This window comes from Alphaproteobacteria bacterium (genome assembly GCA_019746225.1).
Taxonomy (GTDB): Bacteria; Pseudomonadota; Alphaproteobacteria; order Paracaedibacterales; family VGCI01; genus VGCI01.
On sequence record JAIESE010000038.1, the window covers coordinates 23,547 to 41,549 of the forward strand.

Consider the following 18,003-nt stretch of genomic DNA (forward strand, 5'->3'; position numbering starts at 1 on the left):
AGTTTCACACTCTTATCTGGCTCTTGGCTCGGGCTTTCTTTGGTTTAACCGCAACAGCGGGACGTCGCTTGGTGAGCTGGGCAGAGATCTGAGCAATAGCCCCATCGTTGATTGTTTCTTGTTGTTTTGAGGTAAATTTTGAAGTCACTAGCGCTTCAAATGCCACCAAGGTCTGCATGGATGCTTCCTCTTTAATGGTTTGTACCGCTTCTTGATGCATTCGCTTCATCATGTTTTCTGCCGCGTGCTGTCGAGATGTAATCATTTTATTAATCTCCTGCAAGGCTTGCTGGCGCAAAACCATGGCTTGCTCTTCGGTTCTTTTGGCAATGAGCTCTATCTCTTCAACAATTTCTCCTTGTTGGCGTCGTTCGTCGTTCAAATCCTGAATAGCCGCCTCTTTCGCTTGTGTGGCATCCTCGAGTGCTTGACGGATGGTTGCAATTTTTTGATCCAAAGCGTCCATGGATCGGCGGTAACCAAGGCGGTAGGCAATGCCCATAAAAAGGATAAAGCTGATAGCGACGATGAAGGTTGGATCAATCATGATGATTTCTTTCCCTTCTCAAGGACCTCTAGGACAAGTTCTTTGATTTCGGCTTGGCTAAGGGATTGCCCGAGGAGACGAGGAGATGTCGCCTTAATCACTTGAGAGACGAGAGGTTCAATATTTCCCAAAATCTTGTGGGTTTTCTCCTTTAGATCTTCTCGGATATTCTTAGTCTTTAAAATCAGCTCCTCATCTAAAACAGCGAGACGACTTGTTTTTCTATGGTGTATTTCAGCTAATATCTGGTGAATATGTGCATGTGCTTTTCCCCGGGCTTCAGATAGACGCGCGAGATTTTCTTGCCTCAAGGCTTGGCCTTGTGCCCTCAAGTCCTTCGACTGACTCCAGTCTTCTTGAAGACGTTGTTCGCGAATCCCGATGGACGTCGTTAGGCGCGGTACGAGATACCGGGCCATCACGCCACATAAAAAGACGAAACAAATTATCAGCCAAAATATTTGGGATGGAAATGTTGTGACATCAAATTGTGGCATGGCGAAGCATCACCCTATTTTGATAAAATGATCAGTGCTGTCACGAAAGCAAGCAACGCAATAGATTCCGTTAAGGCGAACCCAATTAACCCAACTTTCATCACATCATCTTTAGCCGAAGGGTTGCGCGCTATTGCTGTTATCAGATTAGAAAATATATTTCCCAAACCAATTCCAACCCCTAACAAGGCCATCATTGCCAAACCTGCTCCAATCATTTTTGCCGCTGCCATATCCATGTTTTGTAAGCTCCCTTGTTGAATAAATTAATGTCTCAAGATTCAATGTAAATTCAAGGCATCATGCAAGTATATACAAGTTAATATAGTAAAGATATATGCCTGAAGTAAAGCGATCAAAAACTCAAAACCCGTGATGGCGACATTGATAGCAAGCGCCGCCACAGCCACTGGAAAAAAGACAGATCCAGCCAAAGCAATCGCAAAACTCCCAAAGAGTTTGAGCATGGCATGTCCAGCAATCATGTTCGCAAAAAGTCGGATGGATAAGCTGACGGAGCGCGTTAGATAGGACATAATCTCGATCGGCACCAAAAGGGGGACAATAAAGACAGGCGTATTCGCAGGCCAAAACAATCGCAAGAAATGGAATCCGTGACGGGAAAATCCTATGATTGTCACAAAGAAAAGAACCATTACTGCTAGAGAAAAGGTAACAATGATATGGCTTGTAAACGTGAAGCTATAGGGGATCATGCCCAACAAATTTCCCATTAGAATAAACAAGAATAGGCTGAAAATATATGGGAAATAATCGAGGCCCGCTTTGCCGGTATTGTCACGAATCATATCTGAAATAAAGGTGTATGCAGCCTCACTGATGACTTGTAATCGATTCGGTACCAGGGCTTTTGGGTTGACAGAAAAGTAAAAGAAAGTCGTGATGACAAGGGTTGCCAACACCATAAAGAGGGAAGAGTTGGTAAACGAAATATCCCACCCTGCCAGCTCCAAGTGGATGAGGGGGTGAATCCTAAATTGATGTAACGGGTCAACCATCTTTATCCTCATTTGACGGGGGATTCTTTGGGGCTGATGGGCCCCACAAACCCAGCATACGAAAAATATTCAGCAAACCGGCGCTTGCCCCCAATATAACCATCACCACAAGCCCCCAGGGCTGCGTATTAAACACTGTATCTATAGCATAACCGAGAACAAGCCCAACGAGAATCCCTGATGTGAATTCAAGGCCCACGCGGTACGCAAAACCTAAGTCGGATAAAGGAGAGAAAGGTTTCTTTTGAGGGATTTTTTGACGGCCTTTTGTCACATTCGCACCTTCCTAATGTTGCCCTTAGTAAAAAAGTAGCATAGGTGGTGTTGGTTGCGGTGAAAAAAGTTATCCTTGCCCCTCCTCACAAGCTCCCTGTGAACGGGTGGATTTTTAAGTACTGTTGAATGGCAGGGTTATTGCGCTGTTCTTGCCACAATTCTTGGCGAAATTTCAAACAGACTTCATACATAAATTCAATGTAAGCTTGAAAGGTTTGCTTATCAGCTGGAATCGTCATCACGGAGACGGTTTCTGTTCCAAGATCAATCAGACCGATGAAGCTGAGAAACTCGCGATAAATGTCGAGATCTTCGGCTTGCTTGTCATCGCAGTAGATGACAAGGGTTTTCGCATAGTTGGTGGCGCAAAACAAAAAGAGTTCCTTCAAAATTTTCATTTGATACTCTATCAAAAGGATAACGAACAAGGAATCGTCTTCCATAACAAAGGTATTGAGAAGTTTCTCCTCAATCTTCGGAAAATGACAAATCACAACGCTTTCCCCTTGTTCATCGGGAGAGGGTTCAATTTCCAAGATCAACTCACATCCCAAATAATGGGAAGGATCCTCAACTGTCATCGTATAAAGACCCGGCCCCTGCAAGTGAACGCAAGAACTGAAAGGACCACGAGGTCCTTGTTCAAGCGGCTCTAGCGCTTGTGTCACTTCATGTTGATTTTCTTTTTGAACGAGCTGAAACATTTTTTTGTCATCTCCTTGAAACAGATACATGTATCTATTGTAATACGAATTATGGATACATGTGTCAATTCCAATTTTGTCGCACCCCAAAAATATGTTAATTTTATGTTGTTTTCTATGGAAGTTGCCTAAATGGCCTATGGGAAAAGCACAGGTGCGCTTAATTACGGGATCTTATTGGGTGAAGATCGGGGTCGTGAAGAGAAGAATGATTGGAAGAAATGGTTGGCTGGGTGTAGATGTTTCCAATGGATTCATAGACGTGCCAATGACGGGATACTTGGGCAAGAGAAAAGGCCTCAATTTCTTCAACAAGAGGGGGCATCCCATCATCCGCCCTTAAGGTACAAGCAACAATGTTCCTGCCATCTGTTTTAATAATTCTTCTCAGGGCTTGCTGACCTCGGGACCCTTCAATGATACAAATATGGCCATTCAGCAAAGAAAATTGATTTTCATTTGTGATCTTCTGACCTCCAACAATATCGCCCTTATTGTAAATGGGGGACATGAGGGAATCAGGAATGGTGAATATGATGGATAACGGATTGATTTTCTTAAAATAGATAACTTCATTTTGGATGTTTAAATCGTCGTTAATAAGAGCATCGCCCTGATTTGACGCTTCCGCCTCTTTTCCATAATATAAATATTCAAAGCTGACGTCGATTCCCGCAAACAAGAATATGCGGGAGTATTCTCGTGCTTTTTGAAGCGGGAGTTCCCTTGCCCCCAATTCAAATGACTTTAAAGTGTGTTCATTAATGTTCACCTCATGGGCAAATTGAGCTCGAGAAAGCCCCGTTTGCTCGCGCAAGGTGCGTAATCTGTTCCCACGTTCAATTGCTTCTGTTGTTTTCGCCATATTATGGTTTAACTCTCTGCTTCAGGTAACAAACACTTTTATTTAAAGTTTTCACCCCACAGACCAAAACGGTGAATAGAGTTTGAGTTATGTATATATTGTGCCACAAGGGGCTATTCTTTTTTTTCAAGGACAAAACTTATGAGTCCTCAACTCTTATATTGGCACAAAATTTGATTTTTTTCACTCAAAATCTTAATGCATCCTATTCTTTATAAGAATCAGAGGACATCTTCAACGATACGTTTGCTCTGATAAGCCTAGCTTTTGTTGGGTTTTAAAGAAAGGAATCCTGCCTTACTCTCTAAGCCTTCAAAGTGTCGAATGCCATAGAGATAAGCGATTGTCATCGGCAATGTTATGATCCACAACCCATAAGCACCAAAATAGCTTCCCAGATATACCAACCCAAACGACGTGAGAAGGTACACGCCTGCACGCGAGAAGGCAAACAACAGACTCGCCAGGGTAAAGCGCCGATAGATCGGTAAGTGATAAATAAAGACAGCTTCTGCAGGTACGCTATCAAGAGGCAAAATTAAAATAAGCGTTTGCAACATAAATACATGAAAGGGGGTATTTAAATTGCCAATTAAGAAAGGTAAAGCCAACATCAGCATCACAATGAATATGCCTCTGATTTTGAGGATTTTTACTGGGTGAATCCGATGACTCAAAATCGAAAGTGCCACAAGAGGAATCATGAAGATGATGGACAACAGAAAATTGTGGTAAATGATTTGGGCAGATGTATATCCAAAATCCTCCTTTAGAATGGGGTTAAAATATATATAGCCCAGGTACAAAGACAAGGGCCATCCGCAAGAAACAAAAAAGTATGACACTAGAGTCTTTGCTCTGATGCGCTCTTTCCAAGAAGAGATGGGCGACTGAGTTTCTGGCTCAGGGATGTCATCTTCCTCGTTCAGCTCTGAGATAATCTTTCTCATTTGTTGTCGTTTCAACTCTAGGAAATCGGGTGTTTCCCGAAGCCTTGTTCGAGCAACGGACCCAACAATCGCGATGATTGCCCCAATCCAGAAGGCCATTCGCCAATTCATATCAAAGGACAATACAAGGACCCCTACGCCCAGAGCCAGGGTCGTTCCAATGGATGCTCCGATGGTGATAAAGGCAACTGAGGGGTAAGAAGTTGGACGCCGAACAGATTCTGCAACATAAATTTGGGCCCCTACGATTTCCCCCATCGACGACATGCCTTGAGCCATTCTGCAAGCGATCATAATCCAGGTAGCTGAGATGCCAATTTGTGCATAGGTAGGAAGGTTTGCCATGAGAATACAGGACATAGACATAATAAGAGTTGTTAAAATAATGGTTGATTTTCGGCCAATATTATCTCCCATCCATCCAAAAATTATCGCCCCGATTGGCCTAAAAACAAAGGTAGAAGAAAAGGCAAATGCGGCGAGCAAAGAAGCAGAATAGGCATCTGTTTTCGGGAAGAAAATATCATTCAAAAGAACAGCCATGTGGATATAGAGCATCAGGTCAAAGTACTCAAGAACCGTCCCTATCTGCAACAATCCAATCGATTCTTTCTGCTCACGATTTAGCGACGATAATATCCCCACAACAGTTCAACCTTTCTTGTTTAAGCCATAACCGTTGCTTCTTCTGTGAAGTTCTTTGTCGGTAAAGCTAGATTCCCTGTCTTACGCTCCAGGGCTTCAAAATACAAAACGCCATAGATATAGGCGAGGGTAATCGGTAACGTAATAAACCAGATCCCAAAGGGCCCAAAAGAGTCACTCAAGATGACCAATCCGAAGGAAGTGATGACATACATCATGGCTTGTGTCAGGGCATACAAAAAGGTCGCAAAGGTAAATCTGCGTCGGATGGGCAAATGATACATAAACACCGCCTCTGCAGGGGTTGCATTTAGAGGCATCAAAAGAACCAAAGCCTGAATTAAAAAGATATGGGTTGTGCTCTCGAAGTTCATGATCAAAAGAGGAAGCATTAACATAAAGAAGAAAGTGAATACCCACCTCGTTTTTAATATTCGAATAGGATGATACTTGCTGCTTAACATTGCCCAAGTTAGATTTGCCAATAACACAATCAGAGATAAGAAAAAGTTGTGCTTAATGATGTCCGCTGGAGAATATCCAAAACTATCTTTTAGCGTCGGATTAAAATAGAAAAAAGCAAGGTAAAAGGTCAATGGCCAACCACAATATATTGTGGCAAACGACATTAAGGTCTTCTTATTAACGGCCTGTTTCCATCTCGATGCTTCTACTTTCGCGGAATCTTTTGCACTCTGTATAAATTCCATGGCTTTTTGTAAGTGTTGATCTGGCTCGGCTTCTTTAATAATGCTTAACAGTTCCTCCGCCTCTTCGCGATCATCTCCCTGACTCACACTGGCAATACCTTCTTTGAGCTGTTGTCTTTTCATCTCTAGAAACTCTGGCGTTTCCCGAAGGCGGGTTCGTGCAATCGCCCCAACAAAGGCAATGACAGCCCCAACCCAAAAGGCAAGACGCCAATTCATGTAAAAGGAGGTAACAAGAGAGGCAACACCCAAGGCAAACAAAGACCCCAAGCTTGCCGCGATCGGGATAAAGGCAACAGCTGGATAGGACGCGGGGCGCCGAATACTTTCTGCTACATATATTTCTGCCCCAATAATTTCCGCCATAGATGTCATGCCTTGTGCCATTCTGCAGATGGTCATAATCCAGGCAGCTGAAATACCAATCTGGGCATAGGTGGGAAGATTTGCCATCGTTAAACAGGAAATTGACATGATGAACGTTGTAATAACAATTGTGGATTTTCGTCCAATGTTATCCCCGATCCATCCAAAAATGAGGGCGCCAACAGGCCTTAAAACGTAAGTCGAACAAAAGGCAAGGGCGCCTAAGAGAGAAGCACTGTGCGGGTCGGTTTGTGGGAAGAAGATTTCATTAAGAACAACCGCCATATGGATATACAGCATGAGATCGAAGAATTCGAGAAAGGTCCCGATTTGCAAAAGCCCTATAGCTTCCTTCTGGTCACGATTCAGAGATGAAAATAGCCTCATACTGCCCTCACTTTCTACTTCGAGATCATTATTGCCCTCTATCTTGTGAGACAAATCAGAATTTCTGTCAACTCCCAAATTGCATGTGAACAAAGCGTGATCATTATTGATTTAAAAAGGCAATTAGCATTATATATTGCAAAACATATATTTCATTTAGCTTGTTTTTCTACACATTTATTTACAGTCATTTGTGCCAAACACAATGAATCATAAGTCTTAAAGATGATTTTTACATGAAAATAATAATTATTTTGAAATAAATTTTTGTAATTATTAGAAATGAAGGTTTGCCGAGTTGACTCTTCTAAAAACCTGCGATCTTAATCAGCGCACCCTCAGGATAAAGTCTATACTTGGTAGTTCGTTTCCAGTACAAACTTGAATCAAAGTAGAACGATAACGCTAAACTATCAATAAGAATGAGCTTTACATTATCGCTGAGATTATATATAAATAAAAAATTACAGGCCTTTTTGTATGGGCTCAAGACTACAATAAAAAATAAAATAAGCCATTATTTATAAAAATACCCCAACTTATCAAGTGTTAACTTTAAAAAATGAATTAGGATACTTAAAATGAACATAAAATTACTTTCCCTTGCTTTCATAACAAGCATTACCTTTGAAAATAGCGCCTTCAGCATCGATATAAACAATTTAAATGGCACCCCCCCTCCGGAGCAATCCGCCGCGACAACACGAAGCAACGCTGGTCGAAATCCCCGCCCTATCAAAAATATGGCTGTTGCGGCTCCTTCCGTCTCATTTTACGAAACCGCCTCTAGCCCAAGCTCAGATGCAATGGATGCTTTCACCAACAGTTCTGCCTCCTCAAGCGCAAGAGGCAATACCCGTCGTACTACGACAGCATTTTCCGGACTAAGACGAGGTAATCATACATTATCGCCCGTAAAGATTGATCCTAATTTTGAAATAGGAACTTTTTCCAAGATGCAGGGTTCTATGTACGTACGTGATGTTTTTGATGCTTTCGTCCCACCACGCTATTTTTATTATGGTGACGTTAAAACAAATAGATACCGGAGCTACTTAGCTGATGATGGTGAAGTATACACAATTCAAGATGTCGTCGGTGACGGCCATTGTGGTGACTATACTCTATCCATTGACCGACGAGACCTTGTTGCTAAGACTAAGGAAAAATTAGAAGAAAAGGACATTTCTGTTATGTCCTACGCCGAATCTCTAAAAATATTCAACCAACCAGACTTAATTGAAGATTTAAAAGAAAATTGGTTAGACGCAAATGTTCTTGAAAAGGATTTGCACGCTGAGAACGGGAATATTGGTTGTAACATACATTTGGCTGCCTATATATACCGCTTGAATATAGAAATTTACGTTCCTGACAAAAATTCTCATGTTTTTGATGAAGCTTCACAAGAAAATACCATTGACCGAATAAAAATAATGCTGAAAGCAACCTACAATCCCGGAGCACCCGTGATTCGATTAATTCACAGAGGAGAGCATAGAGGCAATCATTTTCGATACTTATATAACAAAGATAATTTGCAGCCTGGAGAAGAACTTAAAATTAGGAAGCTCGAGTATGCGTTGCGACAAAAGATTGCGGGCGTAAGTTATGAGGATACTCATCGTGAGATCTGCTCTTCTCAGCAAAAAATTAATTCAGAGAAAGCAAATTCAGAAAACCTTGATTCTTCTGTAAAGGGTTCAAACTTCCAGCTTATGGATCAAGATGACTTTACAATTGATCTAATTGAAAGAGCTATTGAACAAGGTTGTGACTACGAGAATCTTAAAGATATGGGATTTAATGACGATCACATTAAAGCAGCAAAAGCAAGAAAGCAACCCTTCTAGCTTGTGAAAGGATACCCATGATGAACATAAAATTACTTTCCCTTGGTTTTATAGCAAGCATAGCTATCGACCAAGGCGCCCAAGGCATAGATCTCAATAATTTAGATGGCGATTCACCGTCTAAACCACCCTTGCGAACAGTCAGTGTGAGAACATCGCCACCACGACATACCTCAAGAGATAATATCTCTGCTGTCACCACTAGACCCAAAGCTGCAGGTTTAACTGCCTCTACAAGACCAAGCAGAAGGGGCTCCCCAGGAACTCAAACCCTTCCGACGACGCCCCCCTTTACCTTCAGCTCAACTCAACAACCAACTTCATATAGAAGAGGTCCTACAGACTTTAGCTTTTCGAAATCAAAAAGCAGACTCGAAAAGGATAAAAGAACGGTTCTCTCCCAAGGACAGCGGATATATGATTTGTATTTGGCACCGCAAGGGTCCACAGAAATGGAAATTAAATGGTCTTCGGGGAAAGATTTGAACTGCTTTTTCTACAGCATTATTCGAGAAGATGAGGCTCTCCTAACAACTGTTCTGGAAGATGCAGCCTTAGCCAAAAAGCTTTTAGAGACCCCAGAATCTGGTGGAAGGCGAGATTTTGGACCTGTTCGTCGTAAATTTTATCAAGATATTTTGGCCCACCTCGACCGGTTGATTCCCATTGAAGATATTAATAACCGCGCCGACCAGCAGCCAACGATACGGGATATATTACAGCAATATGTATTTATAGAAGAGGACCGAGGGAAAAATATTGATTTGAAAAGTTTGTATAGCCTCCATACGCTTCACGATATTTTTGCTGTGATTTTTGCAAATTTGTATAAAGTTCCTGTTCATGTTATGTGCCCGATGAATACAAACGCTGTTAGATGGGTTCCATCCCAGGATACCATTATGGAGACAACCGTCAGCGCATCTTTTGCGGAAATGAGAGGTCAAGATCCAATCTTTATTTATCATGAAGGCGTGGGTGGCATTCATTATAGTAAGTTAAATATCATCACCCCTAACCAGGCTTCTACAAGCTCAAGCGAAACAACGCCTCTACATACACCAAGAGAGGGGGATTCTGGCTGTTCATCTCTTCAATCAAATCCAAAAAATCCAGATGAGACAGACAGCATTGGAATGATAAAAGCTCTAATGGATTCATTATTAGTAAATGGAACACAAATAACTTTTAAAAACTTCCTTGAACTTGGATTTGACAGGGAAGATATTTTAAAAGCCGGCGTCAAACCCGCTCACTAACCTTGGAATCGTAAGGTGTTACCCCACCTTACGCTTTTAAATTTCACAAGGCTTTCCCTCCCCTTTTTATATGTTTAACATTTTTTCTGCGTTTTAACCTTCCGTTAAGATCACATCTCCTAAACTAAGGATAGTAAGGCAAAAACACTTTTTCAGGAGTATCTTATCGTGATTTATACATTGAAATCTGCAGGTCCAAAGATAGAAGTCGATATGAAGGGTCGTCTGACTTTTGCTGATTACAGCAGCTTTCGTGAGATTACTCAGATCGTGACAGATAACAATAGCAAGTGCTGTTTATTTGACCTAACAGAACTTGAATTCATCGATTCTGCAGGCTTGGGAATGCTTTTAATTGCTCGAGATAAACTGCAGTCAGTAAACGGCAATGTTATTTTGAAAGGCGCCCAAGGCCAAGTCAAAAAAATGCTGGATCTCGGGAGATTTGATAGTTTATTTAACATAGAGTGAATTTGATGCCAATTGCTCCATCTGAAAAAGCTCAAAAGAATAGTGACCAACTGCAGCCTTTTGCAAAGGCTGTAAAGAAGGCTGACTCAAAATCTTCTAGCCTGGAAGAAAGAGCCCTCTTATATGATCATAGTCCGACGACGCAAGATCTGATTGATGCGATTCAAAATAACTATACAATACTCATTGAAGATACAACCCTGAAACATGGAATGAGTGGCTTTGAAGCTCCCATCGGAGAGTTTGCTTTGTCTTTGACAACACTCACCGCGTATATCATTGATATTATTGCCGTTCTCGACCATTTTCTCCTTCATAAAACTGTTCTTCATCCTGTTTTATGTGAGCAAATTCTAACTTCAACACATGAAGTTGTCACAAACGCAATTTTATGGAGCAATTTAGAAGTTGACTGCCCCAATAACCGGGAAAAATCACTCAATTTTTGTGATTTAATCAAAGATCGATTAAAGAATACAATTTTGGCTAGACGCTTGTTGAAGCTGAATTTTCATGTCAACCCAGAGTCGGTGGATGTTGTGATTATCAGCTCAGGCAAAGGGTTTGATTGGCATAACGCCGTTTCAAAAATTTCCAGTGACTTTCAAGGCCTCGCTATTATAAATACTTTTGCAGATGAAGTTGTGGTCCAAGATCAAGGAAAAGTTCTTCGCTTGCGATTTTTCACTTGAGGCCCAACATGCTGAATAAGCAACTCAATATCGGACAAAGAAACGCTGCCTTCTTTGATAGCCGCATTTTGGTTGTAGATGATGCTGCGCTCAACCGCGAACTTATCCTAAGCTACTTAGAAAGTGCCGGGTTTAAGAATCTGGACGTTGCTGTAGATGGCAAGGAAGCCTTAACAAAAATTGAAACTTTTTTTCCAGACATCATGATTTTGGATCTCGTCATGCCTGAGATGGACGGGGTCCAAGTGATTAAAGCTTTGCGTAAGGACATGAACCTAAAGCACTTACCCATTATTGTCCAAACGGCGTTAAGTGAACCGGAGCAACGCATTGAGGCCTGGGAATCTGGAGCAAGCGACGTCATCACAAAACCCATTCATCGATTGGAGCTCTTATCAAGAGTAAAGGTACAACTCGAAAACTCCATCCTTCTACAAGAATTGGAAGAATACCAGAAGGTGGCCCAAAAGGATATTGACCAGGCCTTTGAGGTTCAGCAGTCACTTCTTCCGTCTCCTGAATTGGTAGCTGAATTGGAACAACGTCATAACATAAAAATCGACTCGTTGTTTGTGCCTTCCCGCTTTCTAAGTGGGGATATGTGGGGCATTTTGGATATTGGACCAACACAACTTGTCATCTGGATTTGTGACTTTTCAGGTAAAGGGATTCGGGCCGCTTTGCACACCTTTCGACTTCACACACTTATACAGGAATTTAAACATTGTGCTGATGATCCTGGAGAGATTATTGATGCTTTGAATAGTCGACTGATCAGCGTCATGCCAGCTGGGCAATTCTCCACATTTCTGATTGGCGTTATTGACTTTAAAACGGATCTTTTCACCTACACCTCAGCAAGTGCAACACATCCTCTCATTTATTTCCCACAAGAAAAGAAATTTGAAGTGGGAGATGGATCGGGAGTTCCTTTAGGCATTGTTGCCCGACCAAGCTATCCTTTAAGAACCATGGCTTTCTCAAAAGGGGCATCTCTTATTCTATACAGTGACTTACTTTGGGAATTTAAAGCTGTTCCGGGTGTCTTTTTGGATGAAGGCAACCTTGACAGCTTTGCCAAAGAACTGGATGGGGAAAGAGTTGTACAAACGGTTCGAGACCAAGTTGGCCTTTTAGGAGATCCTTCTTTTTCCGATGACCTAACCTTAATTGAAGTAACCCGAATACCCGAAGAGAAGTTAGAAAGATGAACACCAGCGTAAGAAATGTCATTTTTAGAGATATTTTTCTTTATTTTTCCATCGCGATAACGATATGCCTTGGAACAATAATATTTATTACATCATCAAGTTATTGGATTATTCGATACCATGATTTTACAGACTCTCGCGTGCTCGTGGAAAATGCTCTCGATAATGAGACAAAGAAGCTTTTAAGTCTAACAAAGGGGTATGCCACAGGAAATTTAGTATATGAAAACCTCGTTTCAAACCCAAATGAAAAGTGGTTTATTGATAACATAGCTGAAGACCTATGGAAAAACTTTGGTGTGGATTTTGCTGGTATCATTAATGCAAGCGGAGAAACGCTTTTTCTCAACACCCAAGATGAGAATATTCGAAAAAACATAAGGTCTTTCCAAAACTCCTTTCAAGGCCTTGTAGAGGGGTTAAAAAAGAAAGAGAATGGGGAGGTATATTATAAGATTATTCACTATAAAAATGTTGTCTATATCTCATCAATCTCTAGAATTCATAGCTTTAACAAAAGTGAACAACTCGGTAACGACAAGCCTGCCTACTTGATTCTTACCCAAACATTGGATGATGACTTTTTCCAATCCATGAGCCAAACTTTTGGAATTGATGGATTGCGATATGTCAAGAAAAAGGATGAGGCTACCCTCATTGATTCACTTTATTTACCCTTGAGGGATGATGGTGAGACGGTTGGCTACCTCACTTGGCTGCCAAAAAATACAGCGCAAGCGCTCTTACCTAGCCTTCTTCCGACAGGAATATCCGTTACCTTATTGTTGTGTGTTATTGGAGTTTTCTTAACCCGAAATGTCATGCAAGCGGCTTCTTCGCACGATGAATTAATCCAGGAATTAACAAAAACATCGGAACGCTTGAGAGATGCCAAAGAAGTGGCAGAAAAATCAAGCAATGCAAAATCAAAATTCCTTGCAACAATGAGCCACGAAATACGAACACCTATGAATGGCATCATAGGTATGGTGAGCCTCTTGAAGGAAACAGCTTTAAATCATACTCAAAATAACTATGTAAATACGATCTACGCCTCAGCAGATGCGTTGATGAATATGCTCTCAAGCATTTTGGAATATAGCAAACTTGAAGCAGGCCAAGCGGAATTATTTCTAAAACCCATCAACGTGGTAACCCTGGTTAAGGAAATACATGGCCTTCTTGTTCCTACGGCAATGCAAAAGAAGTTGAAATTTGAAACCTTCTTTAGCAATCATTTGCCAGAAAATGTGAAGACGGATCCCGTTCGCCTTCGTCAGATTTTATTGAATCTGACGACAAATGCACTGAACTTCACCCAAAAAGGTCAAGTGCAAATAAAGGTGTCAACAGTTCCTTTAAGTGACCAAAAGCAAGAAATTATATTCCAAGTTAAAGATACAGGAGCTGGTATTTCTGAGGCTAATCAGGCCCATCTTTTTGAAGAGACTTATCAAGGCACCACCTCCACACTGGCTAAGACGCAAGGCACGGGATTAGGGCTCAATATGGTTAAGAGCCTTGTCAATTTAATGGGGGGAAAGCTCGGTGTTGAAAGCACCCTCGGACAAGGAAGCACCTTCTGGTTCAGCATCCCAGTGGAAGTTTGTGATCAAAAAAATCCATTTCCTTCCGTTGAAGTATGAGCTTTCAAGGGAAAATGAGAGAAGATAAGAATGAACGAAGAGTTGTCATTTTGACACCTCGAAACATCAAGGATTCAGTCATTTTTCTTGATTTCTCTTGCCTTTTGAGTCAATTTCAGATAAATTTATTACAATCAATGACGAATCCCTTTTCGATTTATTTGTCAAAATCATAATCACAATTGTGAAGTTTATTCCTCTATCTGTTAAGGAAATCAAGTAATGACGCGCGACTTAATGACGAAAGATGTCTGGATATTTATCCTTCGGTCCATACGGCCCTTTCCCATCGCCATTGGAACGATGGTGTTTATGGCTGTGTTTTGGGCGGTTGATTTATCTTTGCGCCCCTACATATTGAAAGTCATTTTGAATCGTTTGGCAGAAAATCATGGAGGTGATATTTTCTCCTATCTTGCTGTTCCAGTCCTTTTCTTTATGTTTCTAGCCTTCTTCATGACCACTCTTTCTCGCATTTATGGGTACTATGTTGAAATAGATATGATTCCTCGCCTTCGTCAGCAACTCGCCCAAACAGCATTTGGCAGCTTTTTGAAGCAAAGCCATTCTTTTTTCCAAAATCAATTCTCAGGAAGTTTGGGCAACAAAATTAATGATTTGAGTAGCGATATTCCAGAACTTTTGCAAACAGTGATTGACCGCTGTTTTGCGAGCTTCTTGGCCCTCTTGGTAGCTATTGTTACCCTTTGGACCGTGAGCACTCAATTTGCCCTCCTCATGGCCGGTTGGACCTCCATGTTCTTGTTGGGATCCCTCTTCTTTTCGAACCGCCTTATCACGCTTTCTGATAAATGGTCAGAGTATATTTCCATGATTACCGGAAAAATTGTGGATTCCCTTTCCAACATTTTGTCCATTCGTTTGTTTGCGCGGTCCTCTCAAGAGGCTAAAATCCTTAAGAATACTTTTGATCAAGCAGTGGTCGCAGAGCGGAAGCTTCAATGGACCTACTTTTGGGTTTGGTTCATTTATGGATATGCCTTTGTCATTGCTCAAGGCTTTAATGTCTATTTTTTGATGAAGGGGTATCAAGAAGGAGTTATCTCTGTTGGTGATTTTGCGTTGGTATTAAGCATCAATATTTCGATCGTCGAATTTTTGTGGAATGTAACGAAAGATTTCTCTCAATTTTCCAAATCCTTTGGCAAGATCACACAAGCCTTGCGCACCATTATGTTGCCTGTTGAAATCGTAGATCAGGCGGATGCAAAGACACTCCATGTCAAACGTGGGGAGATTGCCTTCAAAGATGTTCGGTTCCATTACAAAGGAACGACCCCTCTTTTTGAGAAGAAAACAATCATCATAAAACCTGGTCAAAAGGTTGGACTGGTTGGCTTCTCTGGCAGCGGCAAAACCACGTTTGTGAATCTGATTTTACGCCTTTATGACGTCACATCAGGACAAATCTTAATTGATGGCGAAGATATTCGCACCGTTACCCAAGATTCTTTGCACGAAGCCATTGGGATGATTCCTCAAGACCCGTCGCTCTTTAATCGATCCTTGCTGGAAAATATACGGTTTGGTCGTTTAAATGCCAGTGATGCTGAAGTGAAACTTGCCGCAAAAAAAGCCTATGCACATCTCTTCATTAAGGAATTGGCTGATCAATATGAGACCCTTGTGGGAGAGCGGGGCATCAAGCTTTCGGGTGGCCAGCGTCAGCGCATCTCCATTGCACGGGTGGTTTTGAAAAACGCTCCAATTCTCATTTTAGATGAGGCCACCTCGCAACTTGACTCGATCACAGAAACACTCATTCAGGATAGCCTTTGGGAACTGATGCGGGATAAGACAGCCCTTGTGATAGCCCATCGTCTCTCAACATTGCTAAACATGGACCGCATTTTGGTCTTCGACAAGGGCAAAATCGTGCAAGACGGAACGCATGCAGAGCTTCTTGAAAAAGGGGGACTCTATAAGACATTATGGAGCACGCAAGTGGGTGGATTTTTGCCCCAATACAAGAAGCCGAAGTAACGCGGATATTCACGCTTATGGACAATAGCACCTCAGAAAAGCTATGGTGACCAAAATCAACCCCTGACTTTAAGAACGAACTCCATGAATAACGATTCTTTACCCACCCAAAGGTATGTGTGGGGCCGCCGTCAGTCGCGCCCTCTTAAAGATAACCAACGAAAAGCGATGGCGGATATATGGCCAAAAGTCTCTCTGGAATTGCCAGAGCAAGCGATGATCAACCCTGACGATTTATTTTCCCCTCCCCTCAAGAGTTTATGGGTTGAAATCGGCTTCGGGGGGGGAGAGCATCTTGCCGCCCAGGCTATCCGCCATCCGGATGTTGGATTTGTAGGGTGTGAGCCCTTTGTGAATGGGGTAGCAACATTGGTGCTGCAGATTCAAGAGCAATCCTTGCAAAATATCCGCATTGTCAAAGATGATGCGCGCCTTCTTCTGGCAAGACTGCCGGATCAGTCCGTAGGAGCGTTTTTCGTGCTGTTTCCCGACCCTTGGCCAAAGAAGCGTCATAACAAACGCCGAATCATTCAAGATGCCTCTGTGGATGCGTTTACCCGCATCCTAAAGCCGGGAGGATCGTTGACCATGGCAACGGATGATGCAGACTATGCTCTTTGGATGCAAGATGTTATGTCTCGCCACCCAGAATTTGAATTGGTTTTGGAGAGTCGCACCACCATTTATGAGCGCCCTGAGAACTGGCCGATCACGCGCTATGAACAAAAGGGCATCGCTTGCGGCCGCGCGCCTGTGTATTTGGTTTATAGGGTGAAAAAGCAATAAGAACCATTAACTTGAAACACACCCCTCACCTGCTCCTCCCGTTGGCTTCGCCGCGGTGAGTATCGACCTCTCCCACAAGGGGAGAGGTGAAAATACAAAAGGTTATATTTTATGAGTCAGTTTTAGGATACGAAAGATGGCTGTTCTTTACCTCTCCCCTTGTGGGAGAGATCGACACGAATCTTTGCTTCGTGGCGGGTGATGGGTATTAAAGATGACTCCCCCTAACCCGCGACTTGTACCTTATTTTGCAGCTCACTTCTGTTTGACATTGTGTTAATAATGTTAGCGGCTGGAATTTCCTTTAGATCGATATGATCCTTATTATTTTGATGGTCAACAATCACATAGTCATGGGTATCGCAATATTCCTGGCACCACTTTTCTCTGAGCTCTGATACATTTACATCAGCAGTGACCGGAATTTGAATAGGGTTGTGATAATCGCCTTTTGAAATCTCGATTAAATCGAGTTCTTGTTCAAAAGCTTCCTTGCCAACCTTGCTAAAAGAGCGCTCGAGAGTTTTGTGGAAAATATAGGATAATCGCTTGTTCGTAAAAAGAACGAAGGTCCAAACATCTTGTGAAAAAGAAGAATTGGACTCGAGGAGCTTGGAGCTCTCAGTTGTGTTGATGTGATTAAATAGCCCATCGTAATCTTTAAAAAGACCGATGATGGTTCTGTCAGGGCCAAAGACTTGTATCATTTTCAAGTTCTCCTTGTTTTTATTCCCCTTTAACGGGTGTTTTAATCAAGTTTCCTCTTAAATGCCCACAGTTCTGGTGATCAGGCATATGTCATTTCAAATCTTGAATCTAAAAGCCTGAGCCCCAATTAAAACTCATCATGGAATAGTGACGGTATCCATCAAAAGAGGTACAACCAAGGTTGCCCCGTCATCCTGCAAGTCTCTCATCTTCCCTATGAAAGGGAGAGATTATGAGCCAAACTTTTGATCCACGATGAGCGCGCTTTTATGAGCAGGCCCATAGCTTTTATCAATTTTTGCTATTAAGGTACAATCGTATAGTTTATTTATTATCAATGTATACCTGTACCTATTACTCTGCCTCATAAGTATGGAAATGTCAATGAAAATGTATAAGATTTTCAA

The 18,003-nt window shown here is 41.9% G+C and carries 18 protein-coding genes; 8 read left to right on the top strand and 10 right to left on the bottom strand.

From position 1 onward, the window contains the following. Window positions 1-4: 4 nt before the first annotated feature. The 9 genes from K2Y18_06865 to K2Y18_06905 all read right to left on the bottom strand — a co-directional run bounded on the left by K2Y18_06865 (window position 5) and on the right by K2Y18_06905 (window position 6,966). Window positions 5-547, bottom strand: coding sequence for a hypothetical protein (locus K2Y18_06865; protein MBX9805455.1), 543 nt, complete (start codon window positions 545-547; stop codon window positions 5-7). Then, window positions 544-1,044, bottom strand: coding sequence for a hypothetical protein (locus K2Y18_06870; GenBank protein MBX9805456.1), 501 nt, complete (start codon window positions 1,042-1,044; stop codon window positions 544-546). The genes K2Y18_06865 and K2Y18_06870 overlap by 4 nt, the downstream gene beginning before the upstream one ends. Before the next feature lie 14 nt (window positions 1,045-1,058). After that, window positions 1,059-1,283 carry a F0F1 ATP synthase subunit C gene (locus tag K2Y18_06875; GenBank protein ID MBX9805457.1) on the bottom strand — a complete coding sequence of 75 codons (225 nt, stop codon included), beginning with the start codon at window positions 1,281-1,283 and terminating at the stop codon, window positions 1,059-1,061. 42 nt (window positions 1,284-1,325) lie between these two features. Continuing rightward, complete coding sequence (locus K2Y18_06880) at window positions 1,326-2,063, bottom strand: F0F1 ATP synthase subunit A (protein MBX9805458.1); 738 nt, start codon at window positions 2,061-2,063, stop codon at window positions 1,326-1,328. Then, window positions 2,056-2,337 (bottom strand): AtpZ/AtpI family protein, encoded by a 282-nt coding sequence (locus K2Y18_06885; GenBank protein MBX9805459.1) that lies wholly within the window; start codon window positions 2,335-2,337, stop codon window positions 2,056-2,058. The genes K2Y18_06880 and K2Y18_06885 overlap by 8 nt, the downstream gene beginning before the upstream one ends. Window positions 2,338-2,422: 85 nt before the next feature. Beyond that, window positions 2,423-3,043: a hypothetical protein gene (locus tag K2Y18_06890; protein ID MBX9805460.1), complete on the bottom strand. Its 621-nt coding sequence runs from the start codon at window positions 3,041-3,043 to the stop codon at window positions 2,423-2,425. Window positions 3,044-3,203: 160 nt separating this feature from the next. Then, window positions 3,204-3,908 carry a helix-turn-helix domain-containing protein gene (locus K2Y18_06895; protein MBX9805461.1) on the bottom strand — a complete coding sequence of 235 codons (705 nt, stop codon included), beginning with the start codon at window positions 3,906-3,908 and terminating at the stop codon, window positions 3,204-3,206. A gap of 260 nt (window positions 3,909-4,168) precedes the next feature. Continuing rightward, complete coding sequence (locus K2Y18_06900) at window positions 4,169-5,416, bottom strand: MFS transporter (protein ID MBX9805462.1); 1,248 nt, start codon at window positions 5,414-5,416, stop codon at window positions 4,169-4,171. Between the two features lie 107 nt (window positions 5,417-5,523). Further along, the gene (locus K2Y18_06905; GenBank protein ID MBX9805463.1) at window positions 5,524-6,966 is read right to left on the bottom strand and encodes an MFS transporter; all 1,443 of its coding nucleotides are present in this window, start codon (window positions 6,964-6,966) and stop codon (window positions 5,524-5,526) included. 581 nt (window positions 6,967-7,547) lie between these two features. On the opposite strand from K2Y18_06905, the gene K2Y18_06910 reads away from it, so the two are divergent. From K2Y18_06910 to trmB, 8 genes are all read left to right on the top strand, one after another. Further along, the gene (locus K2Y18_06910) at window positions 7,548-8,819 is read left to right on the top strand and encodes a hypothetical protein (protein MBX9805464.1); all 1,272 of its coding nucleotides are present in this window, start codon (window positions 7,548-7,550) and stop codon (window positions 8,817-8,819) included. A gap of 17 nt (window positions 8,820-8,836) precedes the next feature. Further along, window positions 8,837-10,078, top strand: a complete 1,242-nt coding sequence (locus K2Y18_06915; protein ID MBX9805465.1) for a hypothetical protein — start codon at window positions 8,837-8,839, stop codon at window positions 10,076-10,078. Window positions 10,079-10,291: 213 nt separating this feature from the next. Then, window positions 10,292-10,549, top strand: a complete 258-nt coding sequence (locus tag K2Y18_06920) for an STAS domain-containing protein (protein MBX9805466.1) — start codon at window positions 10,292-10,294, stop codon at window positions 10,547-10,549. 5 nt (window positions 10,550-10,554) lie between these two features. Then, window positions 10,555-11,241, top strand: coding sequence for an ATP-binding protein (locus tag K2Y18_06925; protein MBX9805467.1), 687 nt, complete (start codon window positions 10,555-10,557; stop codon window positions 11,239-11,241). A gap of 8 nt (window positions 11,242-11,249) precedes the next feature. Continuing rightward, window positions 11,250-12,452, top strand: coding sequence for a fused response regulator/phosphatase (locus tag K2Y18_06930; GenBank protein MBX9805468.1), 1,203 nt, complete (start codon window positions 11,250-11,252; stop codon window positions 12,450-12,452). Next, on the top strand, window positions 12,449-14,098 hold the full coding sequence (locus K2Y18_06935; protein ID MBX9805469.1) for a hypothetical protein: 1,650 nt from the start codon (window positions 12,449-12,451) through the stop codon (window positions 14,096-14,098). Before K2Y18_06930 ends, K2Y18_06935 begins: the two co-directional genes overlap by 4 nt. Window positions 14,099-14,320: 222 nt before the next feature. After that, entirely contained in the window at window positions 14,321-16,102 is a 1,782-nt protein-coding gene (locus K2Y18_06940) for an ABC transporter ATP-binding protein/permease (GenBank protein MBX9805470.1), read from the top strand. A gap of 168 nt (window positions 16,103-16,270) precedes the next feature. Further along, complete coding sequence (gene trmB / locus K2Y18_06945; protein ID MBX9805471.1) at window positions 16,271-16,888, top strand: tRNA (guanosine(46)-N7)-methyltransferase TrmB; 618 nt, start codon at window positions 16,271-16,273, stop codon at window positions 16,886-16,888. Window positions 16,889-17,112: 224 nt separating this feature from the next. Here the strand turns inward: trmB and K2Y18_06950 are convergent, their stop codons facing one another. Continuing rightward, window positions 17,113-17,595: a hypothetical protein gene (locus K2Y18_06950; GenBank protein ID MBX9805472.1), complete on the bottom strand. Its 483-nt coding sequence runs from the start codon at window positions 17,593-17,595 to the stop codon at window positions 17,113-17,115. Window positions 17,596-18,003: the final 408 nt, after the last annotated feature.